Source organism: Roseobacter ponti (assembly GCF_012932215.1).
Taxonomy (GTDB): domain Bacteria; phylum Pseudomonadota; class Alphaproteobacteria; order Rhodobacterales; family Rhodobacteraceae; genus Roseobacter; species Roseobacter ponti.
Map to the genome: position 1 here is coordinate 831,254 of NZ_CP048788.1, position 23,648 is coordinate 854,901.

A 23,648-nucleotide genomic window follows, 5' to 3' on the forward strand; every position below is an offset into this window, starting at 1 on the left:
CCGCAATGATGATGACCTCGGGCGGCGGCGCGTCATGTGGCGGGCCCCGGTCCGGTTCCGACAGGCGGAAAAGCGACCTGACCGGCCACGGCTGTGCGGGGTGATCCAGCGGGCGATGCCGGAAGAAACACACAAACCGGGAGGCGTTTTTTATGTTCCAAACGCCTGCGTGCGCCGATAGCCTGCGTACAGTCATTCTCTGAGGCCCGGAGGCACTTATGACAGATCAGAGCAGCGCGATACGCCTCTTTTTTTGCCGTGCCGGCATATGGGGTCACACCCTGTGAACGTCAGGGCGGCGTACGGCGAGGCATGGGCCGGCAGGCGGTTTCTGGTACCGTTGCTGCTGGGCGTCAGACTGCTGAGCCTTGCGGTTATTGCCCCGCTTCTCGGCCTCGCAGTACAGCTGGCGACAAAGATCTCTGGTCAGAGCGCGCTGACAGATCAGGACATCGCCTGGTTTATTCTGTCGCCTGCCGGGTTTCCGGTATTCCTGCTGGTTGCGGCGCTGATCCTGCTGGGCACGGTCATCGGTTTTGCCGTGATCACGATCAATCTGCGCACTCCCGACAGAGTAACCACCACAACCGCAATGGCGCGGGCGCTGCGACGGACCGCGCGACGATCTGCGCATCTGATGCGGTATGCCACCGGGCTGATCCTGCGTGTCCTCGTTATTGCAGGGCCGTTCGTGATTGCAGGCATGCTTGTCGCCCGGCATCTGATCGGGGCCTATGACATCAACTACTATCTGACGTTCCGGCCGCCTGAGTTTATCCGGGCGATTGTCATCGGTGGCGCTCTGGCGGCCGTGCTGGCGCCGCTTTTGCTGTCGCGGTTGCTGAGCTGGGCCGTATCGCTGCATTTTGTTCTGCTGGGACACAGCCGCGCGGGTGAGGCATTCACCCAGAGCCGGGACGTCATGCGCACAAAGCGCCGGGGCCTGCTGCGCGATCTTGCGGTGTGGTACGCGATCCGCGCAGGCGCTCATTTCCTTGCCGGGATCGGTTTCGTGGCTTTGCTGCGGCTGATGCCCTCATTGCTTGAGGGGAACTTTGAGCTGCGTCTGGGGCTTGCCGTGCTGATCACCTCGCTCTGGGCGGTCACGGCTTTTGTGATCACCGCGATCTCGCTTGGAGCGCTCGCGCGGATCATTGATGCCCGGTACGAGGGGCCGGTGCTGGAGACGAGGGGGGGAGAGGCTCCGACGCCTGCCGGCCTGTCGCTGCCGGCCCTTTGCGCGGTAGGGGTCGGCGCCGTTGTGGTGATCGGTGGCTTTACCGCCGTGACCCTGTTCGAGGGCGTGAAAAGTGATCAGGACGTGCTGGTCATTGCGCACCGGGGGGCTGCCGGGTCACGCCCAGAAAATACGCTGGCCTCATTGCAGGCGGCGGTCGATGCCGGCGCGGACTGGGTCGAAATTGACGTCCAGGAGACGGCAGAGGGTGACGTCGTCGTCATGCACGACAGCGATTTTATGAAGCTTGCACAGGTCGATCTGAAAATCTGGAACGCAACGGCGGAAGATCTCAATGATATCGACATCGGCTCATGGTTTGACCCGGTCTATTCAGATCAGCGCGTGCCGAGCCTCGCTGACGCACTGGAAGTCACCCGCGACACGGCACGGCTGCTCATTGAGCTGAAGTACTACGGTCATGATCAGGCGCTGGAAGAGCGCACCGCGGCCGTTGTCGATGCGGCGGATATGAACGACCAGGTGGCCTTCATGTCTCTCAAGTATCGTGCCGTCGGCAAAATGGCCGCACTCCGGCCGGACTGGCCTTCAGGTGTTCTGGCGGCAACTGCGGTGGGCGATCTGTCCGGGCTGGACGCTGATTTCATTGCCGTGAATACCGGTCTGGTTACGCCGCGGCTGGTGCGTAATGCTGCACAACAGGGCAAAAAGGTCTTTGTGTGGACCGTGAATGATCCGCTCGACATGCTGGCGATGGTCTCGCTTGGCGTTGATGGTCTGATCACGGATGAGCCGGCGCTGGCCCGGGCCGCACTGGAACGGCATGCCGGACTTGAAACGCACGAACGGGCGTTTCTGGTGTTTCTTGAGCATTTCGGTCTGACCGACAGTCTGCTGGACGACAGTGAAATGCGCCCCTGAACTGCGGCCGCCGCGGGACCTGGCCGTCAGCTCTCAGCCGGGACGGCGCGCGCTACAATGTCACCCGGGACCGTCCGGCCGGAGCTGCGGTCAGCCCGGACTAAACAGACCGCTATAGGCGTCGCGGAGCACGTTTTTCTGAACTTTGCCCATGGTGTTACGTGGCAGCTCATCAATCAGCTTGATCAAACGCGGATGCTTGTAGCGTGCCAGCGAGGTTCCGACAGCTTCTGCGAGCGCATCTGTATCGGGTTCCGCGCCATCCCTTGGCACCACAAGCGCCACAGGCGTCTCACCGAAATCGGGGTGCGGCACGCCGATTACGGCTGACTCAAGTACCCCGGGCTGCGCATCGAGCAGCACCTCTATCTCTTTGGGGTAAATGTTGTAGCCGCCGGAGATGATCAGATCCTTGCCCCGTCCGACGATCTGCAGATAACCGTCCGCGTCGAAACTGCCCAGGTCGCCGGTGATGAAAAAACCGTCTTCCCGCAGTTCGGCGGCAGTCTTCTCGGGCATCTGCCAGTAGCCTTTGAATACATTCGGGCCGCGCACCTCAATCTGTCCTACCTCTCCGGCGGGCAGCGGTTTATCAGTGTCAGGGTCTATGATCCGGATTTCAACACCGGGCAGCGCGAACCCCACAGTGCCGGGCCGGCGCTCGCCGTCATAGGGGTTGGAGCTGTTCATATTGGTTTCGGTCATGCCGTATCGTTCGAGGATCCGGTGGCCTGTGCGCTCTTCGAACCTGGTATGGGTTTCAGCAAGAAGAGGGGCACTGCCCGAGATGAAGAGGCGCATGCCTGCTGTAAGTTCGCGGGTCAGACCGGGATCACCAAGCAGCCGCGTATAGAAGGTAGGCACACCCATCATGACCGTAGCCTCTTTGAGCCGGTTGATCATCGCTCCGGTTTCAAACTTCGGCAGAAAGATCATCGATGCCCCGGCCACAAGCGCCGTATTCGTCGCGACGAAAAGCCCGTGGGTATGGAAGATCGGCAGCGCATGCAGCAGCACGTCTTCCTGCGTGAAACGCCACAGGTCCTCGAGCGTCCGGGCGTTTGAGAGCAGGTTCTCATGAGTGAGCATCGCGCCCTTGGATCGCCCGGTTGTCCCGGAGGTATAGAGAAACGCCGCGAGATCATCCGGCGTGCGGGCCACGGTTTCAAAAGAATCGCTCTGCTCTTTAGCGGCAGGCATCAGAGACCCCTGGCCGTCCGGGCCCAGCGTATGCAGCATGGCATGATGTGCGCGCGCCAGCGGTTTCAGATGGTCCGCGTCGGCAGGGTCACAAACGAGAAGCCGCGCGCCGCTGTTGCTGATAAAATACTCAAGCTCGTCTTTTGTATAGCCTGTGTTGAGCGGCAGAAAAACAATGCCTGCCTGCACGCAGGCCGCATAGAGCGCCAGAGCTTCCGGTGATTTTTCGACCTGAGCGGCGAGGCGGTCACCTGGAACAAGGCCGCCGGCGGTCAGGACCTGTGCGATGCGGGCGGCCGTGTCGAGAAACGCAGAATAACTCAGCGTGTCACCACCGGGGAGGTGAAGAAACGGGGTGTCTTTGCCGGCATGCGGGGCGAAAAGGGCGTCGTAGAGGGTGTTGGTCATCGGCTGCTCCTATGCAATCGCCTTTTCCGCCGCCGAGGCCAGATTGCGGACATCGGCAGACATCGCGACATCCTGAGAGGCCGCGAAGCGTTCGTGGTTCTGCGAGACGCGGGACGTATCATAAAGGTAGTTCACCATCGTTCCGAATGACTGCGCCCGGCCCTTGGGCGAGGTATCCGCGCCTGCGTGGATCTGATGCACTGAGGCCCCGTTACCAAGGTGGAAACGTGCGACCGGATCAAGCGGTTGTCCGTCCGGGCGTTTCGCTTCCACAAGGTACCGCGCGGCCAGCGCCCGCAGAACATCGTCCTCTTCGGGCGGACCGGGCAGCTCCAGTGTCTCCGTCCAGCGCGCAAAACCGGGAATGGGCGAGAGCGTCACAAAGGTCGCAAGGTCAGGAAATTCAATCGACAGATCGGCGACAACCTGTTTGATCAGCGAATTGCCAAAAGAGATCGAGGCCAGCCCCGCCTGGCAGTTTGAAATGGAGTAAAAGACGGCGGTGTCGGCCTGTTCTTCACTCAGAACCTCACGGTCCTGTGCCAGCAGGGTCTGAACTGAGCCCGGGATGCCCCGGGTCAGTGCCACTTCGACGAAGATCAGCGGTTCGTCCGGCATCGCGGGGTGAAAGAAGGCAAAACATCTGCGGTCGCGCGGCTCTACCCGGCGCCTCAGATCTGCCCAGGAGCTGATCGCGTGTACGGCCTCATAGGCGATGATCCGGTCGAGAATATGCGCGGGACTTTCCCAGTTTACCGGGCGCAGGACGAGGAAGCCACGGTTGAACCAGCTGGCAAAGAGGTGGCGGAAATCGAGATCAAGCGCCATCAGCGCATCTTCATGTTTGCCCAGCCGCAGAAGGTCAGCGCGCATTTTAACCAGCGCACCGGTGGCGCCGGGTATCTGATTGAGGCGCCGTATCAGTTCCTGGCGTCTGGGCTCTGCGGCCATCATGACGGCGGCGTAGCTCGCTTTTGTTTCGCCGGCTTCATAGGTGTCGAGGGCGGCACGCACGCGCCCGGGATCCAGTGTCATGTCGCTTGCAAGATGCCGGAAAAACGCGAGTTTTTCGTCGTCGGAAAAGCCCGCATACCGGTCGAGGATGGCGCGGGCGACGGTCAGCCCGGTTATCTCTCCCTTGGCGCCCATCAGCTCGGCGGTCAGATCACCGATTGGTCCCTGGCTGACGTCGCCGACACCCGACCGCCCGTAGCGGCGGTCGAAAAGTGTGGAGAGCAGGTCAGCGAGCTTCGTCACAGCGCGGTTCCCATTACGAAGTCGGGCAGCCACAATGCGATGCCCGGAAAAAGGCACAACAGCAGGATGGCCACAATCATGCAGCCGACATAAGGAAGCGACCCGACGAGGATCGTCTTGAGCTTGATGTCCGGGGCGATGCCGTTGATCACATAAAGATTGAGGCCAACAGGTGGCGAGATCAGCCCGATCTCCATGTTGATTGTCAGCACCACAGCAAACCAGATGGGATCAAAGCCCGCAGTGGTGATGATCGGCAACAGAATGGGGGCGGCCATCAGAATGACGGCAACTGGCGGCAGAAAGAAGCCGGCGACCAGCAGGAAGAGATTGATCGCGGCCATCAGGACCCAGCGGTTGGTATCAAGCCCGCCGATCCATTCCGCAATCGACTGGGTGATAAAGAGCGAGGACAGCATGTAGCTGAAGACACCCGCCGCGCCGATAATGAAAAGGATCATAACGGATTCTCGTGTGCTGTCGCGCAGTACTGCCCAGAGCTGGCGCGGATCCCACAGCCGGTAGATCACCATCGCAATGACCAGACACATCAGAGCACCCACGGCGGCTGTTTCTGACGGTGTCGCGATTCCGCCGTACATCGCGTAAAGCACGCCGAGAATGATGGCGAGAAAGGGCAGGACGCGGGGCAGGATCTCAATTTTCTGCTTCCAGGTATAGGTGGTGGAGCGGAGCACACGTGCATCACCCGACGCCCACGTGGAATAGAGCGACCAGGCCATAAAGAGGCTGACCAGCAAAAGCCCCGGCAGGACGCCCGCAAGGAAAAGCCGCCCGATTGATGTCTCGGTTGCGATGCCATAGACGATCATCGTAACGGACGGCGGGATCAGGATGCCCAGGGTGCCGCCGGCGGCGATAGAGCCTGCCGCGACACTGTCGGGATAGCCGCGTTTGCGCATCTCGGGAATGCCCATTTTACCGATCGCAGCACAGGTGGCGGGGCTTGAGCCGCTCATGGCTGAAAAAAGCGCACAGGCGCCGAGGTTCGAGACGACCAGCCCGCCCGGTACGCGCGTCAGCCAGCGTTCGAGTGCCTCGTAGAGGTCCGCACCCGCCCGGGTTGAGGAGATCGCGGCCCCCATAATGATAAACATGGGGATCGACAGCAGCGCAAAGTTGTCGAGTTTGCCAAAGAAAACCTCGGGCATGAGGCTCAACGACGACATTCCGTCAAAGAAAATCAGGAAAGAAGCGGCCACAAAGAGCAGCCCCGAGGCCACCGATATGCCGGAGAAAAGAACGATGATCGTGGCGCAGGCGACGATGGCGCCGAGAGACAGCGGTTCCATTATTCGGACCTTTCTGCAAGGGCCTCGGTGAGGCTGGCGTCGGGATCGATTCCAAAGGGGGGCTCAACGTCGCGCGCCATGGCCCAAGTATCTGCGAGAAGCTGCAGCGAATAGAGACCGAAACCCAGCGGCAGTGCGAGATAAGGCACCCAGAGTTTCGGGTTCCAGGGCGTGTTCGACGTCTCGCCCCAGTCCCAGGCCTCGTGCCAGAAATGATAGCCGTTCCAGACCATTATGCCGCTGACGGCAAGGGTCATCAGCAGCACGATGTAAGCCAGTCCTTTGCGTGCGCCCACCGGCAGCATCAGCGGCAGCAGATCAACATTCACATGCCCGCGCAGGTACTGCACATAAGGCAGACCGAGCATCGTTGCGGCAATCATCATGTAGGTGACGCCTTCGGTCTGCCAGACCGTCGAGCCGTTCAGCACAAAGCGGATAAAGATCATCTGGCAGGTCACACCGACGGAGATCACGATCAGTGAGGCGGAGACTACCCCCGACAGAACGCTCAGAAATCCTACAATGCGCAGAAAGATGTTGCCGCCGTGCTGTGCAGGCGCTGTTCCATGGGACGGTCCGGTCATGCGCGGCGTCTCCCGGTGTTTGGGGCTTCGGTAAGGTCCGGGGGCGGCCGGTGGCCGCGCCCCGGTTTGTTATATCACTCGACGGCGAGTGCCAGATCCAGCAGTTTCTGGCCGTCGGGCGAGCCTTCGAGGAAGGCTTTGTACGCGGTTTCCTGAGCAATCGCGCGCCAGGCGTTGAACTGCTCTTCCGTCATGTCGGCAATCTCAACACCATTCTGAGCGAAAGTATCGCGTGCGGCGCCGTCTTCTTTCTTGGCTTCTTCAAGATAGAAGGCTTCGGCCTTTTCGGCGGCTGCCATCAGCGCTTCCTGCTGCTCGGCACTCAGCCCGTCAAAGACCGATTTGTTCATCAGCATCGGCTGATACATGAACCACAGCGCATACTCGCCCGCGGGCGTGAAGCAGGCGACCTGCTCATAGATGCGGTAGGAAACGAAAGACGATGAGGATGTATTGGCAGCATCCAGAACACCCGTTTGCATGGCGTTGTAGATTTCTGCAGAAGACATCGATGCAATCGACGCTCCTGCGCCGGCCAGCATCTGCTCAAACGCCTTACCGGCCGCCCGCATCTGCTTGCCTGACACATCTTCCGGTCCGGTCACGCATTCTTCTTTACCGGCAAAGCCCCCCGCTAGGTATCCGTGCACCAGCACCATCACGTCATCCTCGGCAAGGATCTTTTCGATCTCTTCCATGAAGGGCGATTCGTTCAGGCGTGCAGCGTGGTCGTGGTTTTTTACCAGCCCCGGCATCAGTGTCAGGTTATAGGCATTGCGCAGACCACCCGCATAAGAGAGCGGGAATACGATCATATCGACCTGGCCACGGGACAGAGGCTTGTACTGCTCTCGTGCCTTGAAAAGCGACTGGCTCGGGAAAATCTGCAACTCAAGGCCGACGTCAGCCGCAGCGACTTCATCGGCAACGATTTTTGCGACCTGATGGCGGACGTCGCCTTCGGACCATTGATGTGAAACCCTGAGTTGCTGGGCCTCTGCGCTCAGTGTGAACGCAACAAGTGCGGCCGCGGCGGCCGTGGCTTTGAAAAACATGCTTTTCCTCCCTCTGGTTTGCCCCCCGGAAGGGGCACAGCATGCCCGACACTTGCAGCGATTGTCCGTTACGTCAAGTTTTGTATACAATAACTGCCTTGTTGTGTGATCAACGTATCCATTGTATGCATGAGCGATGGGACAAAAGCGTTCAGACGCCATCGCCGACACGCTTGAGGGGCTGATCCTTGACGGGTCTTTTGAAGACGGACAGCGTCTGGATGAGGTACAGCTGGCGGAGCGGTTCGAGGTCTCGCGCACGCCTCTGCGCGAAGCGCTGCAGCGGCTTGCGATCTCCGGACTGGTCGAGCAGATTCCGCGGCGGGGGGTTTTTGTGCGCCAGCCGGGTCCGGTGGAGCTGGTTGAGATGTTCGAGGTGATGGCAGAGCTTGAAGCGGTCTGCGCGCGGCTCGCCGCAGAGCGCATTACCGATGAGGCGCTGAAAGATATGCGCCGTGCCAATGCAAGCTGTCGCACGGCTCTCGATGCGCGGGATACAGATGGCTATTATCGCGAAAATGAAGGATTTCACGCAATTCTGTACCGGCAGTCCGGGAACTCCTTTCTGGAACAGGAATGCCGGCGTCTGCACCGCCGTCTGACCCCGTTCCGCCGTTTGCAGCTGAGGCTGCGCGGGCGGATCAGGCAGTCGATGGCTGAACACGAAGCCATCGTTGATGCTCTGGAACATGGCGATGCGACGCTTGCGGCGGATCGTGTGAGGGCGCATGTTTCGGTGCAGGGGGAAAAGTTCTTTCACCTGATGCGCAGCCTGAAGACGGCAGCGGAATAAAGTTTCCGATGGTCTGTACCGGGGTGTAATTCTGATCAGGCAACTCAGACCGGATCAAAATACAATCGGCAGGCCCGCGCCGGGCAAACGGCCCGATGCGACAGTGTTGCACGACGCGAAAACCGCCCGGTAAAACGACCCCTGCCGTCATCCCGAACGGCGGAAAGGCAGGAGCGCGGGATCAGATCTCCAGAACAGTGCTGCCTGTCGTCTGGCGCGCTTCCAGCGCTTCATGGGCTTTTGCCACATCGCTGAGGGCAAAACGCTGCCCGATGTTAATTTTCACTTCTCCCGCCAGCACCTTATCCGCCAGATGCTTTGCCATCGCCTGACAGGTTTCATGATCTCCGATATGCGTAAAGAGCGTCGGACGGGTGATTTTCAAAGACCCCTTTTTGCCCAGTATACCGACATCAAAAGGCGGCACCGGTCCGGATGCATTGCCAAAAGAAACCATCATCCCGAGCGGCTTCAGCGAATCGAGCGACCCTTCGAATGTGTCTTTGCCGACAGCATCCATCACGACATCGACGCCCTTTCCTCCGGTGATGCTGCGCACCTGTGCCGCCCAGTCACCGCTGCGGTAATTCAGGCAATGGGTGGCGCCATGATCGAGTGCCAGCTGGCATTTTTCGTCGGTGCCCGCAGTGCCGATGAGAGTAATCCCTTCTGACCGCGCCCACTGGCAGGCCAGCAGTCCTACACCGCCGGCGGCGGCATGAAAGAGAACAGTATCGCCGGCGCTCAGCGGTGTCGTGCGGTGAAAGAGGTATTCAACAGTCATACCCTTGAGCATCATCGCGGCACCCTCTTCAAAGGAAATGCCTTCGGGCAACGGGCAGACCTGTGCGGCAGGCATCACCCGTGTTTCAGCGTAGGCGCCGGGCGGATTGGACGCATAGGCGGCACGGTCGCCAGGTTTCAGGTGTGTGACGCCTTCGCCCACCGCTTCGATCACGCCGGCGGCTTCCATGCCCATCGCATGCGGCAGCTGCAGCGGGTAAAGCCCGGTGCGCTGATAGACGTCGATGAAGTTAAGCCCGACGGCTTTGTGCGCGATCCGGACCTCTCCTTTGCCCGGTTCGCCGATCTCCCGGTCCACCAGTCTGAAGTTTTCAGGCCCGCCGTGTTCTTCGATGATTGCTGTCAGTGCCATATCGTGCTCCTCCGCTTTGTGCGCATGTGAGGCTATTCCGCAGGGGATATCAATCCTCTGCGCATCTGCCGGTTGTGATCTTCCGGCATTTTCCGCGCGCGCGGGTGTTAAGCATCCCGGCAGACTGCGGGGCCCGGGCGGTGGTGGTGGCGGCATTTTCGCGCGGATGACATGTGCCGCGCGACGCGTACCGTTTCGACGGGTGTCTGGTCAGGACATCCTGCGGCCGCCGGCATCGAGAAACCAGTCATCGGGGTAGGGGTACCACCATTCATGCCGTATCGGTTTGTGATCGAGGATCACCATTTTTGACCGGCGGAAAGTGTCCAGCCCCATCCGGCTGAGCTCCCGTCCGATCCCGGAGGCTTTCCAGCCGCCAAAGGGCAGAGCGTCGTTGTCGATCATCGGATTGTTGATCCAGACCATGCCCGCCTCAAGCCGGTCATGGGCATCATGAGCCTCTTCAAGTGAGGTGGTAAACACGCAGGCGCCGAGGCCGAATTCGGAGGCATTCGCCGCCGTGATGGCAGCGTCGAAATCCGGTACGCGCATGATTGCTGCAACTGGTCCGAAACACTCCTCGTGCAGAATATCCATGTCACCGGTGCAACCGGTCAGGATGGTCGGTTCATAAAACCAGCCCGCTGGCTGGTCAGGCGGTCTCCTGCCGCCACAAACGATTGTGGCCCCTTTGGCGACAGCATCTGCGACGAGGCGTTCGACCTTGTCGCGTGCGGCCTCACTGACCATCGGGCCTATTTCGGATTTATCCAGTCCGTTGCCGATGCGCAGGCGAAGGGTTTCTGAACTGAAGGCATCGACAAAAGCGTCATGCACGCTTTCCACCACATAAAGTCTTTCGGTTGAGGTGCAGACCTGGCCCGTCATATGAAAGGCGCCGGTAACGGCCCCGGCGGCGGCAATATCAAGCGGGGCATGTGCGCTGATGATCATCGGATCCGAGCCGCCGGCCTCGATCACAGCCGGCTTGAGATGTGCCGCTGCGGCCATTGCCACCCTGCGCGCGGCAGAGACCGATCCGGTGAATGCCACTGCATGGGTGTGTTTGCTGGAAACCAGTGCTTCGCCCACAGCGGCCCCGCCGGGCAGACAGGCAATCAGACCGTTCGGCAGTACGGAGAACACCTTCATGAATTCGAGTGTGCAGAGTGTCGTCGCCTCGGCGGGTTTGATGACACAGCCGTTGCCCGCCGCAAGTGATGCCGCGACCGTCCAGCACATCAGAAGGACCGGAAAGTTAAAGGGCATGATATGCACTGATGTGCCCAGGGGCTCGTATTTCGCAAACTGCAATGAACCCGCCTGGGTTGTGCCCGCGATTTTGCCGGCGTCATCCCGGGCCATTTCGGCAAAATACCGGAACACTGGCGCGCAGTTTGCAAGCTCGCCGATGGCCTCGGGGTAGGGTTTGCCCATCTCGCGGCTCATCACAATGGCGCAGTGGCTCAGATCGGCGGCCTCAATGTGTCCGGCGAGATCATGAAGACGCTTTGCGCGCGTTTTTGCATCGAGGGCGGCCCACCCTTTCTGAGCGGCCGAAACGGCAATGAGGGCCGCATCGATCTCATCGGGAGTGACCTCGGCGCGGTGCCCGACCTGATCCAGAGTGGCGGGATCGGTTACCGCGCAGGCCTCACCGGCGCTGGCCGGAAATTCAGGCGAGATGAAATAGCGGCCGTTCAGGATGTCTGTCATCGGTTCGTCCTTGTGCTCTGCAGGGCCGGTCCCGCGCCAGGTTCGCCCAAAACTGCGCGGGCGGCGGGTTAACGGGCCGCCCGCCTTATCGGATCATGTAGACCTTGCGGATTGTCTCATGCACGGTGCAGACGCCCTTCCAGTCTTTGGGAAAGAAGGCCGCCGTGTCGGGTCGTATTTCGATCACTTCGCCGCTCTCGTTCACATAGGTGCAGCGCCCTTCAAGAAAGTGGCAGAACTCATCCGAAGTCACGTGACAGCCCCATTTGCCGGGCGTGCAGATCCACATGCCACACTCGGACCGGCCCTCAGGGCCTTTGTGCATCACGACCCCGCTGACGCGGGAGGTACCTTCGATCATCGTGGGAATGACGCCCCAGTCGACCGTTTCGGTGACGGAGCAGGGGTCGCGCAGAACAGGTGTTTTCATCGGATGCGTGCCTCAGGTGAGCATATAGCTGTTGCGGGTTGTCTCAAAGATTTCGGCTTCGCCGGTCCAGCCGGCGCGAAAAACCACAGCGGTGCCGGCGGACACATCGACGACTTCGCCGTTGTCATGCCGGTACTGCGCGCGGCCCTGCATAAAGTAACAGAACTCATCACGTGGCACGGCAATGCGCCACCGGCCGGGCGTGCAGACCCAGATGCCGCATTCGGGGCTGTTGCCAGGCCCCTTGAACAGAAGCCGCCCGTTGGAATGAGAGGCCCCTGACAGCGCGTCGGGCTGCGGGCCCCAGTCCGCCAGATCATCATAGCTGGTGGCATCATGGATATGCGGCGCTGTGGCGCTCAGCTCTGTCATTCCGCCAGCGCCGACAAAAGTTTTGCAGCTTTCAGCGGTCCTTCGCAGGCCTGCATGTGTCTGGAAAGATCTGCGAGTTTACCCGCCATTTCGCTGTCATTCAGGCAGGCTTCGATCTTTTCGATCAGTTCGTCGTCGGTCCAGTCATAGCGGTCCGAGCGGAAACCATACCCGGTTTCCTGCACGCGCATCGCGTTGTCATGCCCGTCCCAGACATAGGGCATGATGATCGCTGGTTTCCCGAAATAGAGGCATTCCGTGAACGAGTTATTGCCCCCGTGGTGGATGACAACACCGACCTCGGGAATGACCGAAGGCTGCGGATACCAGCCTTCGATGATCACATTGGGCGGGATGTCGGAGTATTCCTCTTTGTAATCCCCGACATTGACCAGCGCACGGTAGCGCGTCTTGCCGATCAGCGTGATCAGTCGCTTGAGAAGATCGGTGTCACCGGCACCGAGAGAGCCGAAAGAAACGTAAAGCAGCGGCCCGTCGTTGTTGGCGGCAAACTCAGGCACCTCCCAGGCGGCATCCTCACGCACGCAGCCTTCAAGATACTGGAAACGCTCAGGATCGAGCGGATTTTCCCGCGTATATGTCAGCGGCTGCGGGTAGAGCATCAGGTTCATATAGGGCGAGGGCTCGAAGAATTCCCCGATCTTATATGCATCTTCCCCACACCCGGCGAGAAAGGCGTTAAAATCCGCGTGGATCGGCGCGATGACCTCTTCGAACTTCGCCCGGAAGGCGGCGTGGCCTTCGGTGTCGTTCTCGGCCATGCCCGACAGATGCGGCGGAATGGCGGGATCTTCGATTTCGTTTTCGGAGCATGAGATGATCCGCACCCACGGCACGCCATACTGTTTGATTGCCGGAAAAAGGATCACGTTATCCACGGCGATCAGATCCGGTTTGATTTTGTCCAGTACGGCCGGCAGATCTTTCTGCGCCCATTTGGCGCTGTCCACGATCGCTTCCCAGCATTCCTTTACATAGTTGTCGATCTGATCAATCGGTGCTTTGCGGAAATTGGGGATATGGCCGTTGATGAAATCCTCCCAGAACTTTGCCATCTGCTCAGGCGGCATCGGCTCGGACAGTGCCACCGGATGGGCTTCAAAACCGTAACCTTCGTAGATCTCCGTAAAGCCGGGATCAGAGAGAAAGACGACCTTATGTCCCATTTTGCTCAGCGCCTGGGCGATGCCTACTGAATTGAGCGCCGGGCCGAAAGCAGCTTCGGGGAAAAGGGCAAAAGTTTTCTGTTCCATGGTGTCTCCTTTGACAGGGTTCATTCGGGAAAAATATGTGTGTCTTTTGCAGACCAGCTGACGGTGATCTGCCGGCCCACCACGGGGGCGTTGCCGTCTGCTTCATCTGCGGTCATGCGGGCAATGACCGGTGCGTCGGCGAGTGCGGTGCTGATATGCACCAGCAGATCGAGCCCGTGATAGGCCAGGGCCGTTATTTCTCCGGTCAGGCTGTTGTCGCCCGTCCCGCCCACCCGCAGCCGTTCGGGCCGGATGGCCGCAACAACCTGCGTGCCGGTGGGCGCGGCGCGGCCATCGGTTTTCACCGGAGTGCCATCGCGCGTGGCAAATCCGTTGGCCCTGCGGCTGACCGGCAGGAAGTTCATTACCCCGATAAAATCAGCAGCAAAGCGGGTGCCGGGGCTTTCATAGATTTCGTGCGGTGTTCCGACCTGCAGCAGCGCGCCGTCCTTCATAATCGCAATGCGGTCGGCCATCACCAGCGCTTCTTCCTGATCATGGGTGACCACGACAAAAGTGATGCCGAATTCATGCTGAAGCCGTTTGAGTTCGAGCTGCATCTCGCTGCGCAGTTTTTTGTCGAGCGCGCCGAGCGGTTCGTCCAGCAAAAGCACCTTTGGCCGTTTGACCAGTGCGCGGGCCAGTGCCACGCGCTGTCTTTGACCGCCGGAGAGCTGATCAGGTTTGCGTTTCGCCAGATGTCCCAGCTGAATCACGTCGAGGATTTCGCTGACCCGCGAGGCCGTTTCGGCCTTTGGCAGGCGGTCCATCTCGAGCCCGTAGGCGATGTTCTGCGTGACCGTCATATGCGGAAAAAGCGCGTAGGACTGAAACATAAGATTGAGCGGGCGCCGGTTGGGGGTGAGCCCCGCGATTGATGTGCCTTCAAGCAGTATGTCGCCGTCTGTCAGGTCCTCAAAGCCGGCAAGCATCCGCAGCAGCGTTGTCTTGCCACTGCCGGAAGCGCCGAGCAGCGCAAAGAACTCGTTTTCAGCGATGTCGAGCGACAGATCCGCTACCGCACGCACGCTGCCAAAGGCCTTCGAGACGTTACGGATGCTGAGAAAGGGGTGTGTCACTGGCCGGGCAGCTCCCCTTTGTTCAGCCGCTGTGACAGGGCAAGTGCCACCACCGAAACGGCCATCACCAGCGTTGCAAGAGCATTGATTTCGGGCGTCACACCAAAGCGGATCATCGCGAAAATCTGCATCGGCAGGGTGATTGATGAACGGCCCGCCCCGGCGGTGAAAAAGGCGATGATGAATTCATCGACCGAGAGGGTGAAAGCCAGCAGCGCGCCGGCGATGATCGCCGGCATCAGAACCGGAACGACCACGCGCCTCAGTGTGGTAAAGGTTGAGGCGCCGAGGTCGCCGGACGCTTCAACGATCGACCAGTCAAAGTTTTTCAGCCGCGCACGGACCACCGCGCAGACGAATGCGAGATTGAACACCACATGGCTGACGATGATCGTATGCAGCCCCATTTTCACGCCAAGCAGCGAGAAGAACGACAAAAGCGCAATGGCGAGCACGATGTCGGGGATGATCATCGGCGCGAAGATAACGGTTTCCAGCCATTTGCCGTTGCGACGCCGTATCTCGACGCCAATCGCAAGCAGAGTTCCCAGAACTGTGGACAGCGCAGTTGAAAAGAGCGCCACGACAAGGGTATTGCCGGCAGCCTTCAGGATATCATCATTGGCGAGCAGGGCACCGTACCATCGGGTGGAAAACCCTGTCCAGGCCGTGGGCAGCCCGCCTTCGTTGAAGGACAACCCTACGAGAACCGAAATCGGAATGTAGAGGAAGGCGAAGACCACGCCGAGGATCAGAAGCATGAGGCGAAAGATGTGGCGCTCAGCCATCGCGCGCCCCTTTCCCGCCGGAGGCCCTGTCGGCGATCACAGCCTGGCCCATCAGAAGGCCCAGCATCACAGCAATCAGCACCATCGACAGAGCAGCGCCAAAGGGCCAGTCGTTGGCGGTCAGGAACTGCGCATAAACCAGATTGCCGATCATCTGGAACTGGCCGCCACCGAGCAGGGCGGGTGTCACGAAGTTGCCGATCGACAGCACAAAAACGAAGACGAAGCCGGTTGCGATGCCAGGCACCGTCATCGGCAGGGTCACGCGGCGAAAGGTGGTCCATGCAGAGGCCCCCAGATCACGTGAGGCCTCCGTGACTTCAGGGTTGAGCCGGGACAGCGGCGCATAGCAGCTGAGGATCACAAACGGCAGATAGTTATAGACCAGCCCGATCACGACAGCCTGCTCGGAGTAGAGCATCTGGGGCAGTTCGCCTTCATATCCGACCCAGCGGGCGAGGTTCACGATAAGCCCCTCGCGGTTCAGCAGAACGATCCAGGCATAGGTGCGCACCAGATAGTTCGACCAGAAGGGCAGCACCGCGAAAAAAAGCAGCATCGGCTGGTGGCGGCGCGGCATGGCCGCGATGGCATAGGCCGCCGCATATCCGAGCACGCAGGCGATGGCGGCAGAAAGCCCGGCAATGCCTGCGGATTTCAGGAAGATCCGGAAATAGAGCGGGTCAAAGACCAGCGCCAGGTTTTCCAGCGTCCAGGTGTATTCAATGCCGCCATAGAGCCCGCGCCGGAAAAACGCGAGCACGAGGATCAGCGCGCAGGGCACCACCATGAGCCCGAAGAGCCAGATCATGGCGGGCGTCATCAGGAGCAGCGGGCGTCGGTCAGCGGACATTGAAAACCCTGCGCCGGCACGCGCCGACAGCGGTTGAGGGGAGGGTGGGCTCCGCCTGCATCTGCACAGCGGAGCCCGGGAGGATCAGTTTGCTTTGATCTCGGACACCAGGCGCGAATAATCGCGCTGTGCCGCGCCGACATCGCGCAGCTGTTCAAATTTCAGCATGTCCTCGGGCGACATGCCCATGTTGGGGAAAGTCTCTATGAGCGAGGCATCAACGCCCGACATCGCGGCCTCGTTGGGGACTTTATAGAGGATGTTCTCGGCCGCCCAGCGATGGTTTTCGGCATCCAGGATATAGTTCACAAAGTCATAGGCGGCGTCTTTGTTTTCTGAAGCTTTGAGGATCACCATCGTATCGACCCAGAGATCGGAGCCTTCGGACGGAATCGTATATTTAATGTCTGCGTTTTCGCCGATGCCGTAGTTGCACCAGCCGTCCCAGGCCTGCACCAGTTCCGCTTCGCCGGAGACCAGTTTGGCGTAAAACGTGGTGTCGTCATAGGCCAGCAGGGTGCCTTTCGCGTCGATCAGCAGATCACGTACTTCGGCCATTTTGTCGCTGTCGGTCTCGTTCACGGAATACCCCAGAGCAAGCTGTCCTGCCGCCAGCAGCCACCGGTCTGTGGCAAGCATTGTGGTTTTTCCGGAAACGTCTTCGGCGGGTTTCAGCAGATCGTTCCAGGACGTCGGCTCATCGACAAGGTCAGAACGATAGCAAAGCCCGGTCGTGCCCCAGGCATACGGAACAGAGAATGCGTTGCCCGGATCATGCGGCAGTTCGGTCGCCTGCGCGTAAAGGTTGGCGATGTTGGGGATTTTGTCGTGGTCCAGGTCTTCTGTAAGGCCGAGGTTGTGCAGCACTTCGGCAAAGGGCGAGGAGACAAAAACAACGTCGTAGCCCACCCCCTTTGACGCGATCAGCTTGCCCATGATTTCTTCGTTTGTGGCATGCAGCACCAGTTCGGCCGTGTGGCCGGTTTCGGCGTTGAAGCTGTCGATGGCATCGGCGGCCATATAGCCGTCCCAGTTTGACACTGTCAGCGGCTCTGCGAGGGCGGGCAGGCCAAAGGTGGTCAGGGTTGCTGTCATCCAGATACTGCAGTGCAGGTGGTGGCGTTTCATGGCGGTGATCTCCTTGGAAGGTCTGTTGGACTGTCAGGGATGCAGGCCCTGAGAATTGACTTGCGATTCTATGTGACCGCTCTAGGGTCAGTATTAATGATACAAATTATACGTCAATTTGTATTTGCGGTCTTTTTTCGCCTTTGCGGAATGATCCCCGGGACAGGCCACCGGAACTTTGTTAGGCAGGGTTAAGTGATGCCGGTATCGCGTAGTAACACGCGACAGAACCACTTCAAACTGGCCCGCCAGATCACGGAGATTGTGCTGGAACGCGGGTTTGCTGAGGGGGATCATCTTCCGGAAGCGATGCTGTCAGAGGCCTGTGGCGTATCGCGCACTCCCGTCCGGTCAGCGTTTAAGATACTGGAAGATAAGAACATAGTGCGGCGCCGTGAGGAGGGCGGGTATATCCTCAACCAACCGCCCGAGAAAGTTGCTGCCGACAGTGCAGCGGCGCCCGATGATATGGAAGGCTCCCTTGCGGAACGCATTCTGTCGGACCGCGCCGAGCGCCGGATCGCGGATGTACACTCGGTCAGTGCGCTCTCGCGGCGATATGACAGCTCACGCTCATCGGTATTAAATGCGCTAAAAATACTGTCGTCAGATGGAATCGTCACGCAACTGCCAGGCCGGGCCTGGGCTTTTCAACCTATGCTGGATACCCCGAATGCGGTTGACGAGAGCCTTGCCTTCCGGCTGGTACTGGAGCCACAGGCTATTCTGGCCGCTGGCTTTCAGGTGGACAGCCAGAAAATCGGTGTCATGCGTCAGCAGACCGAAGAGTTTCTTCAGCGCCCGGACGGTAAACTCAGCTCAGCCACGTTTCTGCATCTGGACTGCGCCTTTCACAGCTTTATAGCGGAGTGCTCGGGCAACCGGTTTGCGCGGGGCGTGCTGCTGGCCCATCAGCGGCTGCGCCTGTCCACGCAAAAGGATCTTTCTATCGCTGATTTCCGGTTGCGCCAGTCGCTGCAGGAGCATCTGGGAATTCTGGACAGCCTGGAAAGGATGCAGCTGCAGCTTGCAGCCGATCAGATGGTCCTGCACCTGCGCCGCAGTCAGATCCGGAAGCCTCAGGCGATCAGCCGTGGCTTTGTGCCTCCCGGTCGGGGAGCTGCTCTGTGAACAAACCTGTCATCGCGCTTTTTCCCGAAGCGAGTTTTGGCTCCGCGTTGAACTGTGTGGGTATTGCACAGCAGCTTCTGCTCGAGGGGGCAGAACCGGTTTTTCTCTGCCACCCCGGGTTTAACGGTGTCTTTGCAGAATACGGGTTCAGAGAATACCAGCTGCCCGCGACCGCAGCACCGGGCCCGCAGACTGACGAGACCTGGCAGGATTTTGTCACTGCCCATGTGGCACATTTCAATCAGGATCCGATGGCACAGCTTTCCACCTATGTTGCCCCTACATGGGAGGCGATTGTCGATACTGCGATGCAGGTTGAAGAGGGTCTTGGACGGTTGCTGAAACGCATAAAGCCCTCAGGCATCGTGCTCGACAATGTCATTATGTTTCCCGCCGTTGCCAATGCCGGCGTGCCCTGGGTGCGTGTCGTGTCCTGCACGGAAACCGAGATACCGGATGAGAATGTCCCGCCCTATCTTTCCGGCATGACCGCGGATGATCCGGCACGCCCGCAGTTTGAGGCGGCCTATCTGGCGGCGACGCAGGCGGCGCACCGGCGGTACAACGCTTTCCGGCGCGACTGTGGTCTCGCTGCTCTGCCGCAGGGCCAGTTCCTCGAAGCATCGCCCCGACTTAATCTTCTGCTGGCGCCGTCGGCCATCAGGCATTCGCGCCGCAGCCCGTTGCCGGCGGAGCGGTTTGTTTTTCTGGAAGGATGTGTCCGCAAAGAAGCGCAGTTTGACCCGCCACCCCTCCCGGTCAATGAGGGCCCGATGATCTATCTGAGCTTCGGCAGTCTTGGTGCGATTGATACAGGTCTGATTTCTCGCATGCTCAGAACATTCGCAGAGTATCCTGCGCGGTTTTTCGTCAATGTGGGGGCGTTTCTTGAGAGCTACAGCAAGGTGCCGGACAATGTTTTCCTTGGCAGCTGGTTTCCGCAGCCCTCAATTGTGTCACAGGCGGATCTTTTTATTCATCATGGCGGCAACAACAGTTTCTGCGAGGCGATGTTCTTCGGCGTTCCTTCCCTGATTATGCCCTACTGCTGGGACGGCCATGACAATGCGACAAGGGCAGAGCAGACCGGTACCGGGGCGCATATGCATCGCGATAAATGGAGCCCGAAGGCGCTGGCCGACAGGATGACATGCTTGCTGGCCGATGACGTGATGCTGACCCGTCTGCGGCAGATCTCGGGTACGATGCAGGAAAGGCCGGGTACACAGCAGGCGGCGCGGTCGATTATGAATGTTCTCTGATCGCAGTCTGCCGCCCTGTTTGTTCTGCCCGGGATCATCCTGTGGAACTGTTCCTGTATGTTGTAGTGCGGGACCGGGCCGCTGTCCCAGGGTTCAGTAAAAAGGGGCACTGAAGAACCGGTCGTCGCAAGGATGTTTTTGAATGCCGGAGCTGAGTGCAGAACCGCTGGAAAATTTACCTGAAGGCAGCGGTTCACACCCGTCCGGCTTCAGAGGTTTACCGGGGGTGTGGTCACCGAGGTCAGCGTGGCGGTCGTCAGCAGGATCAGACAGACGGCCATCGCTTCCACTCCGATGGAACGGCGCAACCTGCGGGAGGCATCGGGTGTGCCGGTCGCAAAATCCGGCACCAGCCGCCACTTATTCCGCGCCGCCAGCAGCATCAGCCCTGAAACAACCATCAGCTTGACCAGCAGGGTCCGGCCGTAGGCCGTGGTGACCAGTGCGCTGAACGAACCGGTCATCAGTCCTGCAAAAGCGAGACCCGCAATACCAAGCACGGCCACAGTAACCATAGCGATCCTGCCGAAACGGTGCAGAAGCTCTGCAGCGCCCTGGTGATGTGTTGCGGTACGCAAAGGCGCGAGAGACCCGACCCAGAAGGCGGCAGCAATGAGATGGCATGTGAGTAAGAACGCGAGACCCCATCGCGGTTCGCCCAGAGAATGGCCGACAAAGGTATAAGACACAGCGACCAGAAGCGCCCCTGCGAGGGCGAGATATTTCGCGGCTGAAGTTTTCAGCAGCAGTGCCAGGATCAGAACCTCTCCTGTAGCGCGCCAGAGGGCCGCCGTTCCGAGGGGGCTTTCCCAGACGATCCCAAGCATCACCGGATCGACCGCTCCCGGCAGGCCCGCCCCGGATATCCGGGCAGCACGAATCCCGAAGCGCAGGGCCAGAACCATCAGACCGGTGAGAGAAGCAGCCAGCGCGATATTGCGCGCATGGCGCCGGCCATCAGCCGGCGCCTCAGGGAACACCGCCATAAAAAGCGGTCCGCCCATGGCCAGCAGAGCAGCGCCATACCCTGCAGCTTTCGCGACGATTGCGGTTATTGCCCATGCGTCGACCGGGGAGAGACCTTCCACGGCGGGATCAGTCCGCCAGCGTAAAGCTGAACGTGCCCTGCATCGGATGGCCGTCAGCTGAAAGCCCGCGCCAGTCGACGGTGTAGGTGCCGGCAGGCAGATCATCGGGCGGGCGGGCGCGGAATTCACTCACAGGTTCCATGCCCGTTTCGCGTTCAACACCGACCAACCCCTCAGGGCCGGTCATGGACACGGCGGTGACGCGCATCAGATCGTCAAATTCTATGGCGATTACATCCACCGCATCGACACTTGCCGCATCTGCCGGAGTGGTTTTTTCCGCTTTCGAATGCGCGAGCACCCCGGTCACCGTAAGACCTGACACGATCGCAGCGAGGGTGATCTGTCTCATTGTCGTTTCTCCAGTTTGTCGTGCTGCGCCCTTATTTCCGCAGGCCATGTGGACTTAATGTAACTCAGAACGGCGATGATCTCTGCATCGCTCAGCACGCCCTCATAGGCGGGCATACCGGTTGCAAAGTCCGGGTCACCGATGACTTCTGCCAGCCCGTATTTTGTCAGCCGGAAAAGAGCGTCACCGTCATGATGCCAAGTGTGACCCGTTGCATCATGCGGCGGGGCCGGACGCAACCCGTCGTCTCCGGGCACGCGCCAGTCGGGCTGACCCTGCAGGCCATCGCCGTGACACGCGGCGCACTCAGATGCGTAAACCTTCGCGCCGAGGGCCACGACACCGGCATCCCGGTCTCGCAGCACCACAGCCTGCGACAGGTTTTCAGGGTCAGTGGCGCCGGCTATCCCCGTCCACCTCGTTGTGAGAAATGCGGCGGCGAGCGCCGCGGCGGTTAACAATGCAAGAATTGCCTTGGATGTTTTCATCGGATTGTCCTCTCAGATAAAATGCGCAGGGTATCTGGCCTGCTGCGACCTGTGTGGTGAACTGAACCACGCCCATGGCAGGGCGCGGCATTCATCACACGGTGCGGGGCGGCTGCGGAGGATCTGAAAGGTTAATGCCACTGAGGCGCATATCGCGGCAGACCGCCAAGTTGGTTCTTGCAGGCGAGAGGCCGGCGCCCGCCCTCCCGGGCGGCAGAAGCGCCGGCAGGATGTGACAGCTGTGTGTGCTGTCAGCGGCGGCTTCACAGCAGGGCGGCACGTCGTCAGCCATCTCTGCCAGATGGGTGTGATCTGTGCCGGCATGGGGATGCACCGCGTCGGTCGTGCCGGAAAACGCGGCAAAGACTACAAATGTCAGGGTCAGAAGAAGGCGCAGGAGCATCATCGTGTATGTTTACGAACTCTGCAGGCAGCAAGGCAAGCCGGAAAGGTGGCGCATGCCGTGGCAGCGGATCAGTGCCGGTGTACGTCTTTTCCCGAGGCCATGGCCAGGTGATGGGCGCGGTGATGATCCTGGCTGGCCATCAGGCCGAAAAACCCGAGTCCTCTGATCCGGGCGGTTGTAGCCGGGTCACCTGAGGTGACGCGCAGCGCCACACCCTCCGCAGCGGCAGTGACCTTAACGGTCCATCGTGGATCGGTCGAAAGCTGCGCGGCATGCGCCGGCACCATACGCAGCACAGACGCCAGTGTATCAGCATCGCCGGTCGCAAATGCGCTGATCCCGCCGGCAACATCCGTTTCGGTGACTACTGCGCGGGTTACCAGCCGGTCCATATCCACCAGATGATCCCGCAATGCGGCAAAGTCGACCACGGTCCAGTCGGTTGCCGGATCGGCTTCCAACACGCGCACCACTTCTGCGAGGGCCGCGAAAGCGCCCTGGCCGGGTTCTTTCAGTATCGCATCGCCAGAAATGTCATCCGGTGCTGTTGTGCTGTGTGCATAATCGCCCGCCCCGGCGCCCCCGTGCCCGGAGCGGATCATCTGAGCTGCGGCGATTGACGCCCCGGCCGTCAGCGCCATTGCAATGAACACGATCCCTCGTCGCACAACAAATTCCTCCGATATCACTTACCGCAGTCTACCGGGCACCTGCGGTATCGCATATGATATCTGTCATGTCGGACTGGCGAGAAATTTTTATCGGCGCACCGGAGCGTGCTCTGGGTTGCGGCGCAGTTCTGTTCCGGCGGGACGACCCGGTGCACTTCATGTATCTGGTGCAATCAGGATCGGTTGCTCTTGAACGGGGGATGGCTGACGGAACGGCGCTGACACTGCATGTGGCGACCGCGGGCAATGCCCTCGCCGAAGCGTCGCTTTTCGCGGATGCCTATCACTGTGATGCCGTCGCGCGAACAGACGCCAGGGTCGCGAGGCTGACGCGTGCGGATTTTCTGACCCATCTGAAGCGCATGCCGGACGCGGCGCTCAGCCTGATCGGGACACATGCACGGCAAGTTCAGTCGCAACGCGCGCGCATCGAAATACTCCGGCTGCGGCGCGTGTCAGACAGGCTGGATGCATGGCTGGCGTTGCATGGCGCGCCCGCAAAAGGGCAATGGGTCAGGGTGGCCGACGACATTGGAGTGTCGCAGCCGGCGCTTTACCGCGAACTGGCGCGCCGGCGCGGAAAAGCAGGCGCGGGCTGACTGCGTAACCGCTCAGGGCGGGCGCCCGATGCGACGGCATATCAGCCGGTGCAGGACAGGCAGCAGGGTCGGCGAAACGGTGACCGGGCCTGCACGGGACAATCCGAAGCGGGAAGGGACCAC

The 23,648-nt window shown here is 60.2% G+C and carries 23 protein-coding genes; 5 read left to right on the top strand and 18 right to left on the bottom strand.

Annotated features, from left to right (window positions below):
- Positions 1-283: 283 nt before the first annotated feature.
- On the top strand, positions 284-2,119 hold the full coding sequence (locus G3256_RS04060) for a glycerophosphodiester phosphodiesterase family protein (RefSeq protein WP_169639609.1): 1,836 nt from the start codon (positions 284-286) through the stop codon (positions 2,117-2,119).
- Between the two features lie 90 nt (positions 2,120-2,209).
- On the opposite strand, the gene G3256_RS04065 is transcribed toward G3256_RS04060, so the two are convergent.
- The 5 genes from G3256_RS04065 to dctP all read right to left on the bottom strand — a co-directional run bounded on the left by G3256_RS04065 (position 2,210) and on the right by dctP (position 7,939).
- Positions 2,210-3,727, bottom strand: a complete 1,518-nt coding sequence (locus G3256_RS04065; protein ID WP_169639610.1) for a malonate--CoA ligase — start codon at positions 3,725-3,727, stop codon at positions 2,210-2,212.
- A 9-nt stretch (positions 3,728-3,736) separates the two neighbouring features.
- Positions 3,737-4,984, bottom strand: coding sequence for a malonyl-CoA decarboxylase domain-containing protein (locus G3256_RS04070; protein WP_169639611.1), 1,248 nt, complete (start codon positions 4,982-4,984; stop codon positions 3,737-3,739).
- The gene (locus G3256_RS04075; protein ID WP_169639612.1) at positions 4,981-6,297 is read right to left on the bottom strand and encodes a TRAP transporter large permease; all 1,317 of its coding nucleotides are present in this window, start codon (positions 6,295-6,297) and stop codon (positions 4,981-4,983) included. The genes G3256_RS04070 and G3256_RS04075 overlap by 4 nt, the downstream gene beginning before the upstream one ends.
- On the bottom strand, positions 6,297-6,884 hold the full coding sequence (locus G3256_RS04080; RefSeq protein ID WP_169639613.1) for a TRAP transporter small permease: 588 nt from the start codon (positions 6,882-6,884) through the stop codon (positions 6,297-6,299). Before G3256_RS04080 ends, G3256_RS04075 begins: the two co-directional genes overlap by 1 nt.
- A gap of 74 nt (positions 6,885-6,958) precedes the next feature.
- Complete coding sequence (dctP, locus tag G3256_RS04085; protein WP_169639614.1) at positions 6,959-7,939, bottom strand: TRAP transporter substrate-binding protein DctP; 981 nt, start codon at positions 7,937-7,939, stop codon at positions 6,959-6,961.
- Positions 7,940-8,075: 136 nt separating this feature from the next.
- Between dctP and G3256_RS04090 the strand changes: the two genes are divergently transcribed.
- Positions 8,076-8,732: a GntR family transcriptional regulator gene (locus G3256_RS04090; protein ID WP_169639615.1), complete on the top strand. Its 657-nt coding sequence runs from the start codon at positions 8,076-8,078 to the stop codon at positions 8,730-8,732.
- A gap of 181 nt (positions 8,733-8,913) precedes the next feature.
- On the opposite strand, the gene G3256_RS04095 is transcribed toward G3256_RS04090, so the two are convergent.
- From G3256_RS04095 to G3256_RS04135, 9 genes are all read right to left on the bottom strand, one after another.
- Positions 8,914-9,888, bottom strand: coding sequence for a quinone oxidoreductase family protein (locus G3256_RS04095; protein ID WP_169639616.1), 975 nt, complete (start codon positions 9,886-9,888; stop codon positions 8,914-8,916).
- 210 nt (positions 9,889-10,098) lie between these two features.
- Positions 10,099-11,604, bottom strand: coding sequence for an aldehyde dehydrogenase family protein (locus G3256_RS04100; RefSeq protein WP_169639617.1), 1,506 nt, complete (start codon positions 11,602-11,604; stop codon positions 10,099-10,101).
- Positions 11,605-11,689: 85 nt separating this feature from the next.
- A complete protein-coding gene (locus G3256_RS04105; RefSeq protein WP_169639618.1) occupies positions 11,690-12,034 on the bottom strand; it encodes a cupin domain-containing protein in 345 nt (114 codons plus the stop codon).
- Positions 12,035-12,046: 12 nt separating this feature from the next.
- Complete coding sequence (locus G3256_RS04110; protein WP_206040791.1) at positions 12,047-12,406, bottom strand: cupin domain-containing protein; 360 nt, start codon at positions 12,404-12,406, stop codon at positions 12,047-12,049.
- A complete protein-coding gene (locus G3256_RS04115) occupies positions 12,403-13,680 on the bottom strand; it encodes a glycosyltransferase (protein ID WP_169639619.1) in 1,278 nt (425 codons plus the stop codon). Before G3256_RS04115 ends, G3256_RS04110 begins: the two co-directional genes overlap by 4 nt.
- A 20-nt stretch (positions 13,681-13,700) precedes the next feature.
- On the bottom strand, positions 13,701-14,759 hold the full coding sequence (locus tag G3256_RS04120; RefSeq protein WP_169639620.1) for an ABC transporter ATP-binding protein: 1,059 nt from the start codon (positions 14,757-14,759) through the stop codon (positions 13,701-13,703).
- Positions 14,756-15,547 carry an ABC transporter permease gene (locus G3256_RS04125; RefSeq protein ID WP_169639621.1) on the bottom strand — a complete coding sequence of 264 codons (792 nt, stop codon included), beginning with the start codon at positions 15,545-15,547 and terminating at the stop codon, positions 14,756-14,758. Before G3256_RS04125 ends, G3256_RS04120 begins: the two co-directional genes overlap by 4 nt.
- Positions 15,540-16,400 carry an ABC transporter permease gene (locus tag G3256_RS04130; RefSeq protein WP_206040792.1) on the bottom strand — a complete coding sequence of 287 codons (861 nt, stop codon included), beginning with the start codon at positions 16,398-16,400 and terminating at the stop codon, positions 15,540-15,542. The genes G3256_RS04125 and G3256_RS04130 overlap by 8 nt, the downstream gene beginning before the upstream one ends.
- A gap of 84 nt (positions 16,401-16,484) precedes the next feature.
- Positions 16,485-17,528, bottom strand: a complete 1,044-nt coding sequence (locus G3256_RS04135; protein WP_169639622.1) for a polyamine ABC transporter substrate-binding protein — start codon at positions 17,526-17,528, stop codon at positions 16,485-16,487.
- A gap of 198 nt (positions 17,529-17,726) precedes the next feature.
- Between G3256_RS04135 and G3256_RS04140 the strand changes: the two genes are divergently transcribed.
- Together G3256_RS04140 and G3256_RS04145 are read left to right on the top strand one after the other, a co-directional pair.
- Entirely contained in the window at positions 17,727-18,659 is a 933-nt protein-coding gene (locus tag G3256_RS04140; RefSeq protein ID WP_169639623.1) for a GntR family transcriptional regulator, read from the top strand.
- Positions 18,656-19,921 carry a nucleotide disphospho-sugar-binding domain-containing protein gene (locus tag G3256_RS04145; RefSeq protein ID WP_169639624.1) on the top strand — a complete coding sequence of 422 codons (1,266 nt, stop codon included), beginning with the start codon at positions 18,656-18,658 and terminating at the stop codon, positions 19,919-19,921. Before G3256_RS04140 ends, G3256_RS04145 begins: the two co-directional genes overlap by 4 nt.
- Positions 19,922-20,130: 209 nt before the next feature.
- Here the strand turns inward: G3256_RS04145 and G3256_RS04150 are convergent, their stop codons facing one another.
- From G3256_RS04150 to G3256_RS04165, 4 genes are all read right to left on the bottom strand, one after another.
- The gene (locus G3256_RS04150) at positions 20,131-21,009 is read right to left on the bottom strand and encodes a copper resistance D family protein (protein WP_169639625.1); all 879 of its coding nucleotides are present in this window, start codon (positions 21,007-21,009) and stop codon (positions 20,131-20,133) included.
- Between the two features lie 7 nt (positions 21,010-21,016).
- Positions 21,017-21,361: a copper resistance CopC family protein gene (locus G3256_RS04155; RefSeq protein ID WP_169639626.1), complete on the bottom strand. Its 345-nt coding sequence runs from the start codon at positions 21,359-21,361 to the stop codon at positions 21,017-21,019.
- The gene (locus G3256_RS04160) at positions 21,358-21,849 is read right to left on the bottom strand and encodes a c-type cytochrome (RefSeq protein WP_169639627.1); all 492 of its coding nucleotides are present in this window, start codon (positions 21,847-21,849) and stop codon (positions 21,358-21,360) included. Before G3256_RS04160 ends, G3256_RS04155 begins: the two co-directional genes overlap by 4 nt.
- A gap of 474 nt (positions 21,850-22,323) precedes the next feature.
- Complete coding sequence (locus G3256_RS04165) at positions 22,324-22,923, bottom strand: hypothetical protein (protein WP_169639628.1); 600 nt, start codon at positions 22,921-22,923, stop codon at positions 22,324-22,326.
- A 68-nt stretch (positions 22,924-22,991) separates the two neighbouring features.
- Between G3256_RS04165 and G3256_RS04170 the strand changes: the two genes are divergently transcribed.
- Positions 22,992-23,525 (top strand): Crp/Fnr family transcriptional regulator, encoded by a 534-nt coding sequence (locus G3256_RS04170; protein ID WP_169639629.1) that lies wholly within the window; start codon positions 22,992-22,994, stop codon positions 23,523-23,525.
- The last annotated feature ends 123 nt before the right edge of the window (positions 23,526-23,648 follow it).